Source organism: Azonexus hydrophilus (assembly GCF_038368255.1).
Classification (GTDB): domain Bacteria; phylum Pseudomonadota; class Gammaproteobacteria; order Burkholderiales; family Rhodocyclaceae; genus Azonexus; species Azonexus hydrophilus.
This window is the reverse complement of the sequence record NZ_CP151406.1, coordinates 742,104-761,586: the sequence shown is the minus strand read 5'-3', so window position 1 is coordinate 761,586 and position 19,483 is coordinate 742,104. Positions and strand designations below refer to the sequence as shown.

Annotated in this window: 19 protein-coding genes; 14 read left to right on the top strand and 5 right to left on the bottom strand. The window is 61.5% G+C overall.

From position 1 onward, the window contains the following. Positions 1-40: 40 nt before the first annotated feature. The 4 genes from AADV58_RS03685 to nosZ form a co-directional block, all read right to left on the bottom strand. Positions 41-685: a response regulator gene (locus AADV58_RS03685; RefSeq protein WP_028993582.1), complete on the bottom strand. Its 645-nt coding sequence runs from the start codon at positions 683-685 to the stop codon at positions 41-43. Then, complete coding sequence (locus tag AADV58_RS03680; RefSeq protein ID WP_245580478.1) at positions 682-1,833, bottom strand: ATP-binding response regulator; 1,152 nt, start codon at positions 1,831-1,833, stop codon at positions 682-684. The genes AADV58_RS03685 and AADV58_RS03680 overlap by 4 nt, the downstream gene beginning before the upstream one ends. After that, a complete protein-coding gene (locus AADV58_RS03675; protein WP_051295189.1) occupies positions 1,830-4,409 on the bottom strand; it encodes an ATP-binding protein in 2,580 nt (859 codons plus the stop codon). The genes AADV58_RS03680 and AADV58_RS03675 overlap by 4 nt, the downstream gene beginning before the upstream one ends. A 77-nt stretch (positions 4,410-4,486) precedes the next feature. Then, positions 4,487-6,781 carry a Sec-dependent nitrous-oxide reductase gene (nosZ, locus tag AADV58_RS03670; protein WP_028994793.1) on the bottom strand — a complete coding sequence of 765 codons (2,295 nt, stop codon included), beginning with the start codon at positions 6,779-6,781 and terminating at the stop codon, positions 4,487-4,489. Positions 6,782-7,112: 331 nt separating this feature from the next. On the opposite strand from nosZ, the gene AADV58_RS03665 reads away from it, so the two are divergent. The 14 genes from AADV58_RS03665 (at position 7,113) to AADV58_RS03600 (ending at position 17,825) form a co-directional block, all read left to right on the top strand. Then, a complete protein-coding gene (locus tag AADV58_RS03665) occupies positions 7,113-7,802 on the top strand; it encodes an SCO family protein (RefSeq protein WP_245580526.1) in 690 nt (229 codons plus the stop codon). Continuing rightward, positions 7,799-8,488 (top strand): hypothetical protein, encoded by a 690-nt coding sequence (locus tag AADV58_RS03660; RefSeq protein WP_028994791.1) that lies wholly within the window; start codon positions 7,799-7,801, stop codon positions 8,486-8,488. The genes AADV58_RS03665 and AADV58_RS03660 overlap by 4 nt, the downstream gene beginning before the upstream one ends. Continuing rightward, positions 8,481-8,819, top strand: a complete 339-nt coding sequence (locus tag AADV58_RS03655; RefSeq protein WP_028994790.1) for a hypothetical protein — start codon at positions 8,481-8,483, stop codon at positions 8,817-8,819. Before AADV58_RS03660 ends, AADV58_RS03655 begins: the two co-directional genes overlap by 8 nt. Next, positions 8,816-9,400: an SCO family protein gene (locus tag AADV58_RS03650; RefSeq protein WP_088177960.1), complete on the top strand. Its 585-nt coding sequence runs from the start codon at positions 8,816-8,818 to the stop codon at positions 9,398-9,400. Before AADV58_RS03655 ends, AADV58_RS03650 begins: the two co-directional genes overlap by 4 nt. A 22-nt stretch (positions 9,401-9,422) precedes the next feature. Beyond that, complete coding sequence (locus tag AADV58_RS03645; protein WP_157272464.1) at positions 9,423-10,049, top strand: hypothetical protein; 627 nt, start codon at positions 9,423-9,425, stop codon at positions 10,047-10,049. A gap of 99 nt (positions 10,050-10,148) precedes the next feature. Then, on the top strand, positions 10,149-10,574 hold the full coding sequence (locus AADV58_RS03640; protein WP_028994787.1) for a c-type cytochrome: 426 nt from the start codon (positions 10,149-10,151) through the stop codon (positions 10,572-10,574). 33 nt (positions 10,575-10,607) lie between these two features. Further along, positions 10,608-11,987, top strand: a complete 1,380-nt coding sequence (locus tag AADV58_RS03635) for a cbb3-type cytochrome c oxidase subunit I (protein WP_028994786.1) — start codon at positions 10,608-10,610, stop codon at positions 11,985-11,987. Positions 11,988-12,139: 152 nt separating this feature from the next. Beyond that, complete coding sequence (locus AADV58_RS03630) at positions 12,140-12,730, top strand: cytochrome c oxidase subunit 3 (RefSeq protein WP_341744119.1); 591 nt, start codon at positions 12,140-12,142, stop codon at positions 12,728-12,730. Further along, on the top strand, positions 12,717-13,010 hold the full coding sequence (locus AADV58_RS03625) for a cytochrome C oxidase subunit IV family protein (protein ID WP_081700158.1): 294 nt from the start codon (positions 12,717-12,719) through the stop codon (positions 13,008-13,010). Before AADV58_RS03630 ends, AADV58_RS03625 begins: the two co-directional genes overlap by 14 nt. Beyond that, positions 13,010-13,810 carry a CbbQ/NirQ/NorQ/GpvN family protein gene (locus AADV58_RS03620; RefSeq protein ID WP_028994783.1) on the top strand — a complete coding sequence of 267 codons (801 nt, stop codon included), beginning with the start codon at positions 13,010-13,012 and terminating at the stop codon, positions 13,808-13,810. The genes AADV58_RS03625 and AADV58_RS03620 overlap by 1 nt, the downstream gene beginning before the upstream one ends. Before the next feature lie 4 nt (positions 13,811-13,814). Continuing rightward, the gene (locus AADV58_RS03615; protein WP_081700157.1) at positions 13,815-14,543 is read left to right on the top strand and encodes a Crp/Fnr family transcriptional regulator; all 729 of its coding nucleotides are present in this window, start codon (positions 13,815-13,817) and stop codon (positions 14,541-14,543) included. Between the two features lie 63 nt (positions 14,544-14,606). Further along, positions 14,607-15,011: a cytochrome c oxidase subunit III gene (locus tag AADV58_RS03610; protein ID WP_028994782.1), complete on the top strand. Its 405-nt coding sequence runs from the start codon at positions 14,607-14,609 to the stop codon at positions 15,009-15,011. Then, on the top strand, positions 15,008-15,964 hold the full coding sequence (locus tag AADV58_RS03605; protein WP_081700156.1) for a 4Fe-4S binding protein: 957 nt from the start codon (positions 15,008-15,010) through the stop codon (positions 15,962-15,964). Before AADV58_RS03610 ends, AADV58_RS03605 begins: the two co-directional genes overlap by 4 nt. 1 nt (position 15,965) lies before the next feature. Then, positions 15,966-17,825, top strand: coding sequence for a nitric oxide reductase activation protein NorD (locus tag AADV58_RS03600; protein WP_028994781.1), 1,860 nt, complete (start codon positions 15,966-15,968; stop codon positions 17,823-17,825). A 793-nt stretch (positions 17,826-18,618) separates the two neighbouring features. On the opposite strand, the gene AADV58_RS03595 is transcribed toward AADV58_RS03600, so the two are convergent. After that, positions 18,619-19,470, bottom strand: coding sequence for a hypothetical protein (locus AADV58_RS03595; protein WP_341744118.1), 852 nt, complete (start codon positions 19,468-19,470; stop codon positions 18,619-18,621). Positions 19,471-19,483 lie beyond the last annotated feature (13 nt).

Sequence of the window (19,483 nt, the reverse complement as noted above, 5' to 3'; positions counted from 1 at the left end):
AAGCACACGGGAGAACGACTTACGCCCTATAGGAACATTCTTAGGCTTCGCCTTCGACCAGTCGATTTTCGACTGCGTAGCGGACCAATTCTGCGGTATTGGCCAGATCCATCTTGGTCTGGATACTGGCTTTGTGCGTACTGACCGTCTTGACGCTGAGATTCAGATGACGCCCGATCTCGGAAACCCCCATGCCCTGGACGATGAGCAGAAAAATCTGGTGCTCGCGGTCAGTCAGGCGGTTGTGCGGCAGCTCGGCGTGACGTCCCTGGAGAATATCCATGGTCAAGCGCTCAGCAACGTTCTGGTTGATGAACAAGCCGCCACCATGCACCTTGCGGATCGCCTCGGCGAGAAAGGCTTCGGCGTTGTCCTTGCACAGGTAACCTGCAGCCCCGGCCTTCAAGGCGCGCACAGCGAAGATGTCTTCCTTGTGCATGCTCAGGATCAGGATCGGCAGCCGGGGAAACTCGCTGCGGATCTGCTTGATCAGTTCGATACCGTTGCGCCCGGGCATCGTCAGGTCGAGCACCAGCGTATCCCAGTGCTCCTTGCGCAGCATGGTGACGGCGTCGATGCCATTGCTCGCCTCACCACCGACAACGATATCCGGTGATTCGGCCAGGATGTGACGTAGACCGACGCGCAGGATGTCGTGATCATCAGCAATCAGAATTCGGATCATGCGTTTTCTCCCGTACTCATCGGCAACCTGACGACTACCGTCGTCCCGGCAGTGCCGTCGATGTTGATTTCGCCGCCGAGCATCAGGACGCGTTCGCGCATACCTAGCAGGCCGAAGCCCTGGCGCGGCGACTCGGTATCGAAGCCACAACCGTCGTCATGGACACTGATGCACAGGTGCCCACCGACGGTGCTCAAATCGATGTCAACCCGCCGGGCTTCAGCATGCCGGGTCACGTTGGTCAAGGTTTCCTGAACGACGCGGAAGGCGGTGATCGCACCGCTCTCGGGCAATGCATATTCGTCACGATCGGCGCTGAAATGACAGCTGATACCGGAGCGTTCAGCGAACTGCCCGGCGAGGTGTTCAAGCGCGGCGCACAGACCGAGCACGTCAAGCATGCCCGGACGCAAGCCTTCAGAAATCCGCCGCAGTGCGTGCACCGTGTTATCGACCAGCGCATAGGCCCCGTCGGCACGCTCGACGACACCTTGACCAAGCGGCGCGCAATGCTTGCGCAGCCAGCCGACGTCAATGCGCAAGGCTGTCAGCGCCTGGCCAAGTTCGTCATGCAGTTCGCGGGCGATGCTGGTGCGCTCGTCCTCACGTACGCTTTGCAGGAAGGCCGTCAGCTCCTGCAGACGCTGGCGCTTTTCGCGCAGCAGGCGGGCCGAGGCGCGAAGCTGCGCGGTACGTTGTTCGACCTGCTCCTCAAGTCTGGTCTGCAGACGGTAGAGTTGGACATGGGTGCGCACCCGGGCGAGCACTTCCTCTGGCTGGAAGGGCTTGCCGATGTAATCGACAGCACCCAGCGCGAAACCTCGTACCTTGTCGCCAGTCTCGCGCAGGGCTGAGAGAAAGATCACCGGCACGCTGGCAGTCGCCGGATCAGCCTTGAGGCGCTGACATAGTTCGTAGCCGTCCATGCCGGGCATGCGGACGTCGAGCAGGATCAGTTCGGGCGGCCGAGCTTTGGCTGAACGCAGCGCCATCCGGGCCTCGCTGGCAACGCGGACGACATAGCTGGCGCCGACCAGGAGATCGTTGAGTAGCTGCAACGAGGCAGGCGTGTCATCAACGATCAGGATTTCAGCGGGGTGGAATGCGCTGTCATTCATCCCGGTGGGAGTTTCGGGTAAATCGTTCATGCTTCGTTTCCAGTAATGCCCAGCCAGTCCCAAAGCAACTCGTAGTCTCGCCGCCGAGCAATGCCTGCGAGGCGGGCCGCAAGCTCGGGCAGACGGGCGGCAATGGCATGAATCGCGTGATCGATTTCGGCCGGGCTCAGTGCAATCGCCGCAGCTTCCAGCGCCTGCCGTTCACTCGCCGTCAGCAATGCGGCGTCGTCAGGCAACAGGCCGATTTCTTCGAACCCACCGGGGCGACGCGGTACTTCAAGCATGGGCAGACCCAGGATACGGGCCAGCAGCCCATAGAGCTCGCCTTCAGCCAGCGGCTTGCTCAGGAAACCGTCGGCGCCGGCAGCCAGTGCTGCGTTGCGCGTTTCGGCCAGCGCATGGGCCGTCAGCATGATCACCGCCGGCCCACTGCTCGCCTTGATTTCGTGCAGCAGTGCCAATCCTTCACCGTCCGGCAGATACCAGTCAAGAACGACCACATCCGCCGACTGTGCACTCAACATGCTACGGGCTTGCGCCAGCTTGCCTGCCTCGGCAACGATGAAGCCAAGTGGTTCAAGCAGGGCCGCCAGTAGCCGCCGGCTGTCGCTGCTATCATCGACGAGCAGTACCCGGCGCGGCGCGAGTAGTGGCGCCAGCCTGGCCGGGCGCGGTTTGCCGGCGCCCGCCGGAGCAATCAATACTGACACAGGTATGGCAAACGTAAATTCAGCGCCTTCCCCAGGTGCCGAAGACACAGCCAGCTCACCACCGAGCAATTGCACGTAGCGCCGGCTGATCGTCAGGCCAAGGCCGGTCCCCCCCTGATGCGCCGAACCGACCTGTTCGAAGGACGAAAAAATTCGCGCCTGATCGTCCACACTGATGCCGATGCCGCTGTCACGGACGGCGAACTCAAGGGAGACACGTTCATCATCGAGCGGCCGGGCAACGACGCGAATGACGACTTCGCCAGCCGGCGTAAACTTGACCGCATTAGACAGCAGATTGAGCAACACCTGGCGCAGCATTCCGGGATCGATCAGAACCATGCCTGGCAAGGCGGAAGTTTCCAGGCGCAGGACCAGCCCGCCCTCGTCGGCACGCAGGCTCATCATCTCGACGACCTGGCCAAGAAGTTCGGGCAGATCGACTTCCTCGGGACGCATTTCCATCTTGCCCGACTCGATCTTCGACAATTCAAGCACGTCGTTGATCAGCGTCAGCAAATGCTCGCCGGAATGGCTGATGATCCGAAGGTTATCCTGCCGCGCAGGCGACAGTCCCGGATCGGCAGCCATCAAACGGGAGAAACCAATCACCGCGTTGAGCGGCGTACGCAACTCGTGGCTCATGTTGGCCAAGAAGATCGACTTACTGCGGTTGGCTGCCTCGGCGGCATCGCGCGCCTCGGTCAGTTCGCCGGTACGGCGGCGGACCAGATCTTCCAGCTGCTCACGGTAAGCGGCCAGTTCATCCTCGTTCCGCTTACGCTGAGTGATGTCGGAAAAAATCGAGATGTAGCGCCGGATACGTCCATCCGACCCGCGCAAGGCCTGAATTGACAGATCTTCCGGAAAAATCTCACCGCTCTTGCGCCGATTCCAGATCTCGCCGCGCCAGTGGCCGGCGCTACGCAACTGCTGCCACATCCGGTTATAGAAATCCTGCTCATGCATACCCGATTTGAGTAAACGCGGATTACGGCCAATGACTTCGTCACGCGCATATCCAGATATCCGGCAAAACGCCTCATTGACCCAGATGATGCTACCTTCGGCATCGGTGATCGCTGCACCTTCCGCCATCGCCGCAAAGGCGGCCTCGTTCTCGCGGTAAATCTGGTCCTGGCGCTGCAGTTCGGCGGCACGGCGGACAAAGATTCGATGCAGAAGGATGATCGTCGCCAGCCCGAGCAACCAGATTGCTGCGTGCCAGTACTGGATCGTCCGCCAGGTCGGTTCCTGAGCGGTACGGTAGGTATTCAGGTCGATCGAAACGGTTGCTCCGCCGCGCAAGCCACCGACCGGAACCAGCGTATCGCGGTGGCACTCGAGGCATTCCTTTTCCATCTGCATCGGGATCATTGCCCGCATCAGCCCGTGCCCCCCCTTTTTCGGCAGCGACTGAGTGACGATTGCGGCTCCCCGACCAAGTTGTTCAAGCGCTTGCTGCTCCCATTCGTCAGGCGCATTTTCCGGGTTGCGTAATTGTTTCGATGTCAGGCGTTCGCGGGCACCGAACTCCTTGTTAGTCATTTCCTGGATCGCCAGCAACAGGTGCATGGGCGTCACCGTTACCAGCGTGAACTGTTCGCCGGTATAACGTACGGCCGTTACCCGCTCCTCCTGTTCGAGCGAGTTAACCGGCGGCACATGCTTTTCGCGGATGAAAATCCCTTCAACGGTGGAAGCCCATTTGCGGATCGCCATGTCCTTCTTCAGGTTGGCCACGGCATCGATACGCGCCAGTTCGGCGGCAGTCCGGTTAAGTTGTTCGCGTTGCGTCAGCAGCGACAGCATGACCAGGACCGACCACACAACAAGTGCGAGCAAGGTACCGGTCCAGCCGGTAAAGGGAAGGAGATCGTGCTGAAACAGTTTCATCGTCAGCCGGACGGAAACGACAGAAGGCAAAAGAGGGGCAAGATTTCTCCTGCCCCTCAGCGTGCCGTCCAGGTCGTTTACTTGACCTTTCTGGCGCCGTTCTGCTCGAGGTAGGTCTTGGCTCGCAGGCCGATGTCAGCCGCCTTGACCTGGTACTGCCAGACCTGCTCCGCCCACAGATTGGCCTGCTCCCAGTCCTTCTGGGCCGCCGCCGCTTCATGCTTCTGCTTCGCGTCCTTGATCTTGTTCAGCTGGTCCGTCGCGTCCTCAACCATCGCCACCACGTCCGGGAAGTCCTTGAAGTTCGTGCTGGTGATATACCCCACCACCGAATCAATCACCGCCTGCGTGTCCGCAACCTTCTTCAACGTCGCCTTGTAATCGGTTTCCGTGTAGTTGCCCTTGGCCATCGTCGTCTTCGTCGGCTTCCACCCCTTCGGCTTCACCAGCAGGTAACCCTGCATCTCAAGGTGCAGCGCCGAGCAGAATTCCGTGCAGTAGTACGGATACACCCCTTCCTTGTCGGCCTTGAACTTCACCGTCACCGTCTTGCCCGGCTCAACCGACGCATGCACGTTGTACGTAGACACCGTGAAGCCGTGGGTCTCGTCCTGCGCACGCTCCAGATTGGTCAGGTGGATCGTCACTTCGTCGCCCACTTCAGCTTCGATCGTTTCCGGCGTGATGTGCGAACGGATCAAGGTGCCATAGACCGTGATCTTGTTGCCCTTCTTCTCGATCCGTTCTTCACCGGCACGCACCGCACCCGGATGCGGCTTGTCGGTCCGGCTGTCAGTACCCACCTTGTAGCGAACCCCCGGCTTCAGCTTCGAGGCTTCGATCGCCACCACGTAGTGCGGCTCGCCCAGCGGCAACGGCATGTCGTACAGCAGCTGCATCTTGTCGTTGGCAATGTCGATCAGCTGGTGGTTCTGCGGATGCAGCGGCCCCACCGGGTTGAAACGGTCGATCGACAGCTTGTTCAAGGCCACCAGGTAACGCCCCTTCGGTGCCACCGTGTCACCTTCCATCGTCATCAGGTGACCAATGTTGTAGTGCACCGAAATCTTGTCCAGCACCTTGCCCTGACAGAAGTCCCACTTCGCCACCTGACTATCCACATACAGCGATGTGTAGGCAATGCACTTCTTCGAATCAAACTGCGTGTGCAAGGGGCCCAGACCCAACTGCACCTGCGTGTGCAGCGCGTCCTTCATCCCGATCACCGGAATCCCGTACGGGTCCTTCGATTCAAATTTGCCGGCCTTGATCGCCGCCTGGATCTTCTCGAAGCTGTACACCGATACGTGCGTGTCCAGCTTGCCCGACACCACAATGAACTTGCCGTCCGGCGTCACGTCCGCCCCGTGCGGCGACTTCGGCTCCGGAATCAGGAACAGAATCCCTTCCTGTATCGCCGTCTCCATCATGAGCACATCGTGACCGTTGATCTTCTTCGCCTTGCCCTGCTTGACCAGCTCCGCGGCCTTCTTCCAGTTGATCACATGCAGGTAGTCGGTGTCCTTCGCCGAACACCCGGCTTCGTACGGCGGACGACCCTTCTCGATGCCACCAACGTAGCGCTCCGTACAGAACGAGTTGGTGAACGACCAACCGTCCGATGGGCCCTTGCCCGCATCCGACAAATCCTGCGAGTACGGCGGCAACTCAACCGTGAAGGACTCCTTCGGGTTCAGACGCCCTTCCTTGCGGTCAAACTTCCAGTACGTCACACCACCGCGGTACTTCTCGTTGAACTCCTCCAGCGGATAGAACTTCTTGTTCTCCAGCGGCGCGGCATACTGCGCCGCCTCGATCACGTACTCCGTGTTCGGCGTCACAAAGGCACCACCGTGCTCCGACTTGAAGATCGGATTGACCACGATCTGCTTGGTCTCGAAATCGCGCAGATCAATCACCGCCAACCGCGGATTGGCCTTGTCGTTGATGAACAAGAACTGCCCGTCGTACTGGCCGTTGGTCTCCGAGATCGCCGGGTGGTGCGTGTCGCCCCACGTGATTTCCTTGCCGTCGATCCAGCCTTGCTTCAAGACCGCCTTCGAGTTCTCGTCAAAGCCGTAGCCTTGCCACGGTTCCGGCGTGAATACGCCGATGTACTTCAGAATCCGCATCGACGGAATCCCGTACACAATCACCTGACCCGACTGCCCGCCCGAACTGAACGCCAGAAACTCATCCCGCTTCCCCGTCGGTACATACGTCTTCGCCGCCGCCAGCAAATCCTGCTGGCTCAGCCCCCGACGCTTCAGAACGTCCTGCAGCGATTCCGCCGAAACAGCCGAACCCATCGCCCCAAGACCCAGACCCGCCGCCAGCAGCAGCACGCCCGACTTGATCCCTAATCCTCTCATCTTCGTTCTCCCAAAATATTTTTCCAGGTCAAACCCCAATCGCCTCAACTCCTACCCATGCCCCAACTCAGGGTGCGGCAATTTGTCGCACTCTATGACGCCGTCCCAGGGAAAAAATTGATCGATCCTAAATTCCCCGGTTTTTTTGAGAATGGACGCTGGCGAAGACAAAATCCATCGCCCATATTCCTGATTTATCTAGGACTTTTCCTAGCCGCGACCGGAGTATTCGGGCGTCTGCAATCAGTTCCCATGGGCTTAATCACCCCGGCCCGGACATGCACAATGCCCCCTGTTGCCCCTCATTGCGCAACGGAAAACCGGAAATTTGATGGCGATTAAATTTTTCCGCCCGCGCCTAGCAAATAATCCGGGCTGCCTGCCAACAATCGCCTGCATCCACAGCACGACCCGTCGAAACATGCTGGAAAAAACCCTTGCCGTCATTGCCGTTCTGCTTGCGCTAACGATCGCTGCGTTGGCAGTACTCTGGCATCCACAAGTACCGGAGCGTGACATACCGCGCCCCGGACTACCTCCCGGCGGCGACTTCGTGCTCGACACAGCTGCCGGCAGGCTGGCCCTCTCTGACCTGCGCGGCAAGGTCGTGATACTGAGCTTCGGTTACACCGCCTGTCCCGACATTTGCCCAACAACACTGATGACGCTGGCCGACGTGATCGCCCAACTGGAACCGAGCGAGCGAGACGCTGCCGCCTTCCTGTTCATCTCGGTTGACCCGGAACGCGACACGCCAGAGCACCTGGCTGAATACACCGCCTTTTTCAGTCCGGCGATCACCGGCGCCACTGGCTACCCGGCAACGCTGGCCGATATCGCCCGACGCTACGGTGTGATTTACAACCGACCGGAAGGCGGGGGCGAGAATTACGCAGTCGATCATTCGGCCGACCTCCACCTGATCGCTCGCGATGGCCGCATCGCCGACAAGATCGCCCACGGCACGAGTTCGACCGCGATCACCTCAGCCATCCGAAAACAGCTGCAGAGCCGACCATGAAACCCGCTGCCGCCTGCCTCGCCCTGATGCTGAATTGCCCACTGCTGGCCATCGCCGAAGCCGGCCCGGCACTCTACCGGCTGTTCCTCGAACAAGCTGCCGCCACCGATTGCATCGAGGTGGACATCGATCTCTCACACGGCGAGACGGCGCTTACGACGCCCGAGGTATTGCGCTACCCACTGCGCGGCAAGGAAATTGCCGAGGGCTGGAGCTGGCCTGACAGCACCTCCCGCGACCTGGATTACTACCGCTACAAGTACCTGCCACTGGCTTCCGAAAGTGAAGATGGGCAACGCTACCAGGCCGAAGACAAGATCGGCGAACCTCAGACCATGACCGAGCGTTGGCGTTACGACTATTTTCTTGCCTTTGCCAACTACGCTGCTTTCGTCGCCAGCGACGACGACGACGCGGCGCTGGTCGTACCGCTGCCGCCCGGCACCGAGTCTGTCAAGCTGGGACTGCATGCCGAAGCCTGCCTGACGCCACCGGTAACGCGCGAAAGCACGACATTCTGGAAGGCCACGCACGCGGCGCCGGTCGACCTGACGTTGAAGAAGCGTTATCTGGTCGGCGAGCTTACTGCCATCCACGTCGTCGATCTCGATGACGGCCGCCGGCTGGCAAGTTTGAAGCCGCGTCCGCCCCAACCCATCGCCAAGAAGGAGTCCAAGCATGACTAAATCCCTCCCCCTGCTCGCCCTGCTACTCACCTTTGCCAGCGTCACCCACGCCGACGAAACCGCCTTGCGCCAGGCGATCGGCGAACTCGGCACACTCAACGGCATTGCCCTGGCCTGCAAACAGAATGCCCTGACGGCGCGCATGCGCGAAATCATGGTCGATACCGTGCCCAAGGAAAGAAATATCGGTGAAGTCTTCGAACAGGCGACTCACGCCAGTTTTCTCGATTTCGGCAGCAGCGGCAAAGTCTGCCCGGACGGCAAAAGCCTGGCTGGCGACATCGACCTTGCCCGCGAGAAACTGCGCCTTGCCGCCGGCAAGACATCATGAACCGGCGCGCCTTCTGCCTGCTGCTGGGCACTCTGCCGGCGCTGGCCAGCGCCACGTCGGCGCATGACCTGCTGATTGGCGAAGTCCGCGATATCCGGCCACGTTACCTGTTGGTCGGACCGCAGGGCTCGGCGGTATCGAACGAGGATTTTCGTGGCCGCTTCCAGCTGATCGCCTTCGGCTACACCTTCTGCCCGGACATCTGTCCGACAACCCTGCTCGAAATGGCGGAAATCCTGAAACTGCTTGGCGAAGACGCCCGTCAGCTGCAGGGCATCTTCATTTCGGTTGACCCCGAACGCGACACGCCAGCGTCACTGGCCACCTATACCGGTTTCTTCGACCCACGCATCGTCGGCCTGACCGGATCACCAGCACTGGTGCAGGCTGCCGCACGTAACTTCAAGGTGCGCTACGCCAAGGTCGCCCGCGATGCCGGTGACCCCAACCTCTATGCAGTCGACCATTCGGCCGGCCTCTATCTGCTCGGTCCGGACAGCCGCTTCATCAAGAAATACGGGTACGGTACCTCGACGCAATTGATCACCGACGAACTGCGCGACTTGTTCCGTCAGCCCTGAACGCAACCCCATGGAAACCAGCATGCCCAAGACCCTGATTGCCGCCGCCCTGCTCACCGTATTCGGCCTCGCCCACGCCGACCAGCCGGCCACCGCAGTTGCGCCAGACAAGATTGCCCGCGGCCTGCTACTGCAGCACGAGGAGCGTCTGATCTTCTCACCCTGCCGTGATCGCAGCTATACCAACGTCGACGATGCTTCGGCCGGTGGCGAAGTGAGCGCCGCCCTGCGCCAGTTTGGCCTGGGCAACGGCAAACCGCTGTATATCGAAGTATTCGGTGCCGCCGAGTCAGGCATGTTGCGCATCAATGACCTCAACATGGCCCGTCGCGATGCCCGCTGTTACGCGCCACGGCGCAGCACCGGCGAATGGCGCGCCGGTGCCGGCGCAGCCTGGTCGCTGACACTGTTTGAGGGGATGGCAACCCTGCAACGTAACGGTCAGCCGGACTTGACAGGTAGCTACGAGGAAACCTTGAGCACACCAAAGCAATCAGAAATCCGAATTGCCGGCGCCTCCCCTGTCGCTGTCCGGATTACGCGCCAGCGTTGCCGTGACACTGCTGGCGACGACGAGCGGCTGTTTGCCTGGCAGGCCGAAATCACCACGGCCACGGGCAAGCTTGAAGGCTGTGCGTGGCGCCAGTGACTCTCGCGAATGACATTGTTTTTCAGTTCTTAAGGCAGATCATGGATTGAAAACCGCCGCAAATTGAAACTTCCCGCACCGTCAACAAGGAGCGCGAAAATGAGCGGCATATTCACAAAATCCATGGCACGGAACATCTTCTACGGGGGGACGGTGTTCTTCTTTCTGCTATTTCTTGCCCTGACCTTTGATTCACACAGGGAATTTCCCAAGCGTGACAATTCGCAGAACCTGACGCCGCAGGTCATCGCCGGCAAAAAGATCTGGGAAACCCGTAACTGCATCGGCTGCCATACCCTCCTCGGCGAAGGCGCCTACTTCGCCCCGGAGCTCGGTAACGTCTATCCGCGTCGCGGCCCAGACTTCATCAAGGGCTGGATGCAGGCCCAGCCCACCGGCGCACCCGGCCGTCGCCAGATGCCGCAGTTCCATCTGACCGACGAGGAACTCGACAACATCGTCGCCTTCCTCAAATACACCTCCGAGATCAATACCGCCAACTGGCCGCCCAACATCGAAGGCTGACCGGCTCATAAACACATTCAGGAGTTCACTGCGATGCAATATCAATCACAGGCGGTCGCCAAGCCTTACTTCATAGCGGCCATCGCCCTCTTCACCGGTCAGATCCTGTTCGGCCTGATCATGGGCATGCAGTATGTCGTCGGGGATTTCCTCTTCCCCGAAATCCCCTTCAACGTGGCCCGCATGGTCCATACCAATCTGCTCATTGTCTGGCTGCTGTTCGGCTTCATGGGCGCGGCCTACTACATGGTCCCGGAGGAATCCGAAACCGAGCTCTACAGTCCAAAACTGGCCATCGCGCTGTTCTGGATCTTCCTGCTGGCCGGTGCCGCCACCGTCCTCGGCTACCTGTTCGTGCCCTACGCCACACTCGCCGAATTGACCGGTAACGACCTGCTGGCGACCATGGGGCGGGAATTCCTCGAACAACCTTTACCAACCAAGCTCGGCATCGTCGTCGTCGCCCTGGCCTTCCTCTTCAACATCACCATGACCGTCCTGAAGGGCCGCAAGACCGCGATCTCGACCGTACTGCTGATCGGTTTGTGGGGCCTGGCGATCTTCTTCCTGTTCTCGTTCTACAACCCGCACAATCTGGTCAAGGACAAGTACTACTGGTGGTGGGTCGTGCACCTGTGGGTCGAAGGCGTCTGGGAATTGATCCTCGGTGCGCTGCTGGCTTTCGTGCTGATCAAGGTCACCGGTGTCGACCGTGAAGTGATCGAGAAGTGGCTGTACGTGATCATCACCCTGACCCTGGTCACCGGCATCATCGGTACCGGCCACCACTACTACTGGATCGGCGCGCCCGAGTACTGGCAGTGGTGGGGTTCGATCTTCTCCGCGCTGGAACCGATTCCCTTCTTCGCCATGACCGTGTTCGCCTTCAACATGGTGAACCGCCGCCGTCGCGAGCATCCGAACAAGGCTGCCGTCCTCTGGGCGCTCGGTACCGGCGTGATGGCCTTCCTCGGCGCTGGCGTCTGGGGCTTCCTGCATACCCTGGCGCCAGTCAATTACTACACCCACGGTTCGCAGATCACCGCCGCCCATGGTCACATGGCTTTCTACGGCGCCTACGTGATGGTCGTCCTGACACTCATTTCCTACGCCATGCCGATCATCCGCGGCCGGGCCGCCAATTCCAACAAGGCGCAGGTCCTGGAAATGTGGTCCTTCTGGCTGATGACCATCGCCATGGTCTTCATCACCCTCTTCCTGACCGCCGCCGGCATCCTCCAGGTGTGGCTGCAGCGTGTCGCCGAGGTACCAATGTCGTTCATGGCCACCCAGGACCAGGTCGCCCTGTTCTACTGGATGCGCGAATGGGCAGGCGTCATGTTCCTCATCGGCCTCATCGTCTATATCGTCTCCTTCTTCGTCAATGGCGACGACAAGGCAACAGCCCGGTAAGCAGCACCCTTCCTCATTGGGATTTCGGGCGGCGCAAGCCGCCCGTTTTTTTCCCTGGCATGCCTCCCGCATCGGTTACGCCAAGCGGACATTTATTCAAAAATTAGCGCGGATCAAAGCTGAGCACATCATCGCTACCTAGACTCGCCGGCATGAGCCATCACACCCTGACCTTGTCCGCCACGCCATCTCGCCGACTGGCCGGTGACCTGGCGATCTGGTGCTTCATCGGCGCCGAACTGGTCGCCTTCGCCGCCTTCTTCGGCGCCTACGCGTTCACCCGCGCCAGCCACGTCGCCGAGTTCAATCTCGCCCAGCAAGGCCTGAACCGCGACGCCGGCGCCGTCAACACCTTGCTGCTGCTGACCGCCAGCGCCTTCGTCGTGCGTGCCGTGCAGGGCGCGCTGGCCGGCCGCGCCCGCGCCGACGCGGTCTGGCTGCTCGCCGCGATCGTCTGCGGCATCGGCTTCCTCGGCGTCAAGGGCGTCGAATACGCGGCCGCCTTCGACCAGGGCATCAGTCTGTCGAGCAGCACCTTCCACATGTTCTACCTGTCGCTGACCTTCTTCCATTTCATGCACGTGATCCTCGGCCTGGTCATCCTCGTCGTGCTCTGGGCCGGCATGCGCGCCGGCCGTTACGGGCCGCAGGACATGAACGGCCTGGAAAGCGGCGCCGCCTACTGGCACATGGTCGACCTGGTCTGGCTGATCCTCTTTCCGCTCGTCTATGTCATCCACTGAAACCATCCCGGCCGGCAGCCACGGCAGCCCGGCCGGCACCCTGCGGCTATGGCTGGCGCTGATCGTCGCCACGCTGCTCACCTGGCAACTCGGCGAAGGCGGCGGCAGCCTGCCGCTCACCGTTGCCGTCCTCGGCATCGCGCTGCTCAAGGGCGCCGCCGTCGCCCTCGATTTCATGGCCCTGCGCCATGCCCCGCCGCTCTGGCGCAATCTGCTGCTCGGCTGGCTGCTCTTCGTCTGCGCGCTGATCGGCCTGGCTTACTGGAAAGGCATTGCCTGATGAACGCCCCCGAAACCCGCCTCGACCTGCCCTATTACTCGCCTTGTGGCCAGGAGGAAGCGATCTTCGAATCGGCCTGGCGCAACCGCCTGCCGCTGCTGATCAAGGGCCCGACCGGCTGCGGCAAGACCCGCTTCGTCGCTCACATGGCCGCCCGCCTCGGCCTGCCGCTGTACACCGTCGCCTGCCACGACGATCTCACCGCCGCCGATCTGGTCGGCCGCCACCTGATCGTCGACGGCGACACCCGCTGGTCCGACGGCCCGCTCACCCGCGCCGTCCGCGAAGGCGGCATCTGCTACCTTGACGAGGTCGTCGAGGCGCGCAAGGACACCACCGTCGTCCTCCACCCGCTCGCCGACGACCGGCGCATCCTGCCGATCGACCGCACCGGCGAACTGCTGGAGGCGCCGCCCAACTTCATGCTGGTGGTTTCCTACAACCCCGGCTACCAGAACCTGCTCAAGGGGATGAAGCCGTCGACCCGCCAGCGCTTCGTCAGCCTGCGCTTCGACTTTCCCGAGGGCGAGCGCGAAACCGCCATCCTGCTGCGCGAAACGCAATGCCCCGCCGACCTCGCCCGGCGCCTGGTCGGCATCGCCCACGGCCTGCGCCAGCTCAAGGACCAGGACCTCGAGGAAGCGGTCAGTACCCGCCTGCTGATCTACGCCGCGCTGCTGGTGCGCGACGGCATGGACCCGGTGGTCGCCTGCCGCGCCGCCATCGTCGACAGCCTGACCGACGATCCCGAAGTCGCCGAAGCGCTGATGGAAGTCATCAGCGCGACTTTCGGCCGCTGACGCCATGCGGACGACGACCCACGCCAGCCCGGCTGCGATGCCGCTCAGCGCCACCGAGGTGCTGACCCGGACGCCGCTGTTCTCCGACCTGCCCGCCGACGACCTGCAACGGCTCGCCCAGGGCTGCCGGGTCGAGCACTACGACCGCGGCAACATCCTCTTCCACAAGGGCGACCCCTGCCACGGCTTCCATCTCGTCCTCGACGGCCAGATCAAGCTCGCCTTCGTCTCCGCCGCCGGCAACCAGAAGGTGGTCGAGATCATCCGCCCCGGCCAGAGCTTCGGCGAGGCGGTGATGTTCATGCAGAAGCCCTACGTGCTGATGGCTCAGGCGCTGACCGACTGCCAACTGCTGTTCATCGCCAAGGACGTGATCTTCCAGGAAATCCGCAAGGACCCGGATTTCTGCCTGCGCCTGATCGCCGGGCTGTCGATGCGCCTCCACCACCTGATCAAGGACCTCGAGATCTACTCGCTGTGCTCCGGCCGCGAACGCATCGTCGGCTACCTGCTCGGCGAAATGACCGACGACGAATGCAGCCCACCCGACGGCAGGGTCGAGATCTGCCTACCAACCCACAAGAGCACCATCGCCTCGCGCCTGAATCTGACTCAGGAGCATTTTTCGCGCGTTCTCCACGAACTCGCCAATGATGGCCTGATCGAGATAGAAGGCCGGCGCATCGTCGTTCCGGATGTCACCAAGCTACGTTCCAGCCTGTGCTTGCCGTAACTCCCCAAACCTCAGGCCGACACCGTTTTCATCGACAGTCAGCCCCCCCTTCGAGGAAACCCCTTGACCATCACACGCCCCGACCCACTCAAGCACGTCATGCCCGGACCGGCGCTGGCGATTGCCGCCGGCGCCCTCTTCCTGATCAATCTCATGCTGCTGCCCGGAATCGCCTTTGTCATCCTCGTCGGGCTATGGTGGAAACATCGTGATCATGCCGATCTGCTGGTGCGCAACCACTTGCTGCAGAATGTGGTTGCCAGCTTGTGGGGGGGCGCCATGCTGATCAGCGTCAGCATGGCCATCCTGCTGCTTGGCGGCTTCTCAAATCCGTGGACCTGGCTGCTCGGCATCCTCTACTTCATTCTCTGCCACGCCGGGCTGATCTACCTCGGCGTAATGGGGCTGATCCGGGCGATGAACGGCCACGCCTGGCGTTTTCCGTTGATCGGACCACCTCCGCCATGAACGATGCGCGGCAACGCCAGCGGCTGGCGTTCCAGCTTGGCTTCTTCGCGCTTTTTCTTCTGGCGCCGGTGTTCAACCTGTTTCGCTACGACCTCGACGCAGGCCATGCCTGGCTGCTCGGTTTCGAATGGCGACTCGGCCTCGACGAATTTCTGGCTGGCCGCATCGGTGCCAGCGAAGCCGCTGCCAACGTTCTGCTCCGCCTTTTCCTGCCGCTGTTCGCTGGCGCTGCGGTTTTCCTGCTGATCGCCCGGCGCTGGGGACGGCTTTATTGCGGTTGGCTGTGTCCGCACTTTTCGGTGGTTGAGGCAATCAACGGCCTCATGATGCGCGCCAGCGGCAAGCCCAGCCTCTGGGAACGGGAGGCCCTGCCGCCCTGGCAGGCCGACGGCAGCCCGCGCCAGTACAGCCCGGGCTGGTGGCTGCTGGTGGTACCTGCCACCGTCGTTTTCGCCTTCGCCTGGGCAGTCATCTTCCTCACCTACCTGCTGCCGCCGGCCGAAGTGTATGGCAACCTGTGGCAGGGTACGCCGACACGCAATCAGGCCTTGTTCATTGGCGCCTTCACCACCCTCCTCAGCCTCGAATTCCTGTTCGCCCGTCACCTGTTCTGCCGCTATGCCTGTGCCGTCGGCCTGTTCCAGTCGCTGGTCTGGATGGGCAATCGCGACGCCATGGTGGTCGGTTTCCAGCGCTCACGCGGCAACGACTGCAACCGCTGCCTGCCGGAACGCCAGTCGGCCTGCGACATGGCCTGCCCGATGCGGCTCAACCCACGCAACATCAAACGTCACATGTTCACCTGCACCCAGTGCGCGCAGTGCCTCAGCGCCTGCGCGACCAGTCAGCGCGACAATCCCGGCGGCCCATTGCTGCTCTGGGTCAAGGATGCCGCGGCACGGCAGAACGAAGCCGGCTTCCGGCCCGGCAAGCAGGACAGGACGGGAGACTAGGATGGAAGAATGGGTCGGCAAGGTCTGGCATCGCTGGATCACTCGCGCCGCCGGCGGGCACCATCCGCAAGCCGCCGTCGAACTGAAAGCGCTGGCTCGGCCGCTGGCCATCTACTTCCGCGCGCTCGGCGGCGACCCCGGCCTGCGCGTGGCGGCAGCCACCAACGATGTCCTGGGCCACCGTCGGCACTGGCTGGCCCGCCTGGCCGGCAGTGACGAGCGCGGCGCGCTGGCCCGGCGCGATGACGCCACCCTGCGCCTGCCGCCGACCATCGACGCCTTTGCCGAGCCTGCACTCAACCGCGACCTCTATTACTGGCTGGCCGCGCTGGCCGCCAGTCACGATGCGCTGCCCGAACAGGTGCCGAGCGACCATGCGCACTTTGTGCGGCGCCAGCAACAGGCGACCTGCCACGCACTTCAGCGCTGGCCCGGCCTGCACACCCGCTACCACCGGCTGGTCGAGGCCTACCTGCCCTGCCGCCCTCCGCTTGCCAGCCTGCCGCCTGCCGAAGCGGCGCGCGAGGCAGCGATCCGGCAGGCCTTGCAGCAACCGGGCAGCATCGATTCCCTGCCGCCGGTGCCAACTGGCAAGCCACCGGCCCAACCGGTACTGCTCTGGCTGCACGCCGACCTGCTGGAAAAATCACCAACTGCCCCGCCCGGATCACGCGCAACGACACCCGGTGACGGCGGCAACAGCCAGGATGCCGGCGACGATGCCCATCGCGGTGAGCGGATCACGCCGCCGGCGGAAAAGAACGGCCTGCTGATGTTCTTCCGCGCCGAAAGCCTGCTTTCGGTTGCCGAGTTCCTGCGCATCAACCGCAGCGTCGACGACGATCCCGACCCGCACGCCGCCGACGCCGCCCGCAACCTCGAACAGCTGGCACTGGCCACACCGGATGCCGGCGAACGGATTGCCACCCGTGTCCGTTTCGATCTCGACCTGCCCTCGGCTGCCGCCGACGACCTGCCGCTGGGCGAAGGCATTCCCCTGCCCGAATGGGATTACCGCAAGGGCACGCTGGTGGCCGACCATGTCCGCCTGCAGGAACTCGTGGCCCGCGAGGCGCCGGCCGGCAAGCTCCCCGTCGAATTGCGGCGGACCGCCAAGCGGCTGCACCAGCAATTCGCCGCCCTGCAACCGCAGCGCCGCTGGCTCAAGGGGCAGCCCGACGGCTGCGAACTCGACCTCGACGCCATTTTGCGCGCGACCACCGACCGAGCCTGCGGTTACCACGGTGGTGAGCAACTGTTTCAGTCGCTCGAACGTCGGCAGCGCGATCTGGCCTGCCTGGTCCTGGCCGACCTCTCCCTGTCGACCGACGCCTTTGTCTCGAGCGAGGCCCGCGTCATCGACGTGATCCGCGACGCCCTGCTGCTGTTCGGCGAGGCCCTGCGCGGCACCGGCGACCGTTTCGCGATGTGCGGCTTTTCGTCGGTGAAGCGCCAGGTACGCTTTCATCGGCTGAAGGATTTCGGCGAACGCTTCGGCGACATCGCGCGCGGCCGCATCCAGGCGATCAAGCCCGGGTTCTACACCCGCATGGGCGCGGCGATACGACGCAGCAGCCAGTTGCTCGGCGACGAAACCGCCGGCCGCAAGGTGCTGATCATCCTCTCCGACGGCAAACCCAACGATCTCGATCAATACGACAGCCGTTACGGCATCGAGGACACCCGTGCCGCCATCCAGGAAGCCCGACACCAGGGCATCGTGCCGTTCTGCCTGACCATCGACCGCACCGGCAACAGTTACCTGCCTCACCTGTTCGGCGTCAGCGGCTACAGCATCATCCGCAACCCGGTCGAACTACCGGCGCGCCTGCCGCTCTGCTACGCACAACTGACCCGCTGAAGCCAGCCAGAAAAGAAAAAGACCCCGCACAGGGAGGTGTTTGTGCGGGGCCTGAAGACAATCGGGTCAGCGATCATCAGGGGGTCAGGTTGTGTCTGGAACAACCTGAAACGCAGTGTAGGAGCCCTGCCTTCCGGCAACAATCCGCCAAAGGGATTAGCTGCCTCTCTCTAAGGGGGTAGGCCAAAGCGAGGAGAAGAGAAAAAGAAAAAGCCCCGATCTATCAGGGCTTTACTCTAATGCAACTGGCCCGCCCGGCGCGATTCGACCTGCCTTCGGAGTGAAAATCTTGCCGTATGTGTGCAGCAAGATATATCAATCCGATAGGACGCGAAATGTCACTAATCAGGCAAAACAACAACTTACAAGAAATCCGCAAAGCAGAGGTGTGACATATTGATGACCACTGGCATCACACAAGCAGCCTCCGTGTCACACCCCCTATGCAAAAAACCGCTAAAAACCACGACCCTTGCCCCCTCGTGGGCACTGAAAATACTGGCGCAAATCACCTAGCTTGGCATCAGGCCCTTAGCGCAAGGCTCTTACCAAGCCGATCTGCCAACCACTTAAGGCCCGTGCTGATCACCTCAAAAACATCCTGTGGATTCCCATCAGGCAGTGATGCCCCTGCCCTATAGACCACGCTCGTCGCCATCGCGATCCGCCCCCTCGATAGTCGTATCGCGGAATCTCAAGAAATACGGCACCGCTCCGCCCAGCACGCAAAATGCCGGGCAGGTAGACAATACCGAAAGACCCCGAAAACTCTATTGGTGATGCCGCGAGCAGGCTAACCACATAGATGCTGCCTCGCATTTCGCAGCGAAGCACTGTCGTCGATGCCTCGAAATTCAAGATATGCAGGTGACAAATCTGACTGCCACAGGACAGCCCGGACCTGCAGCGAAATACGGATACCAGCTTCTTCTGCCACCTGTAATAAAAATCTGGATCGCCGAATCCCGTCACTTACCAGGCGAGGACGCTCTAGTTTCATGCAGGCTGGTAGCGCAACTAGGTTGGCATTTGGCACATCTTCTCGAATCGACGTCAGCTGATAACTGGTTGAGCAGATGGCCGAGACTTTTGCGCTGATCATCCGAATGGTCGGATCAGGCAGATACCGATTAATTAATGGCAATTGCGCAGAAAGCGTTTCATTTCCAAAGCGTACAGAAAGCTTACGACCACCGCGACGGTGCATAATTTCCCACACAGTGCGCTCTTCATCAGATAAAGACTCGATTACTGTTGTGCGTTCCTCTGCCTCAATCTGCGGCAGACGGTTCGCCAGAATATTGAGGCGCCCAGTACGAACGGCCAATTCCCCGGCCTCACCTCTCAATCGCAAAAAATCCTCGTGAAGGTTGCGCACAATATTGGCATCAAGACGGCATCCTCCCCGACGCCCGTCGAGATCGAGTTGTTGCTGTTTTGCCACGGACAAATCGAATGCAAGCCAAAGATGCCCATTTTCAGCGACCAGTCGCTCCTCAATTGAAGAGGAAAGAAGTGCATCGAGCGAAGGCATGAAACACCTGGCCGTTCGCCGAGCGTCATTTTTTCTCGCGTCGAGCTCCTGTTCAGATAGACCCGCATCTGCAAGCCCAAGCGCGATACTAAACGCTTCGATTCTTTCCATATTTACCTCCGAA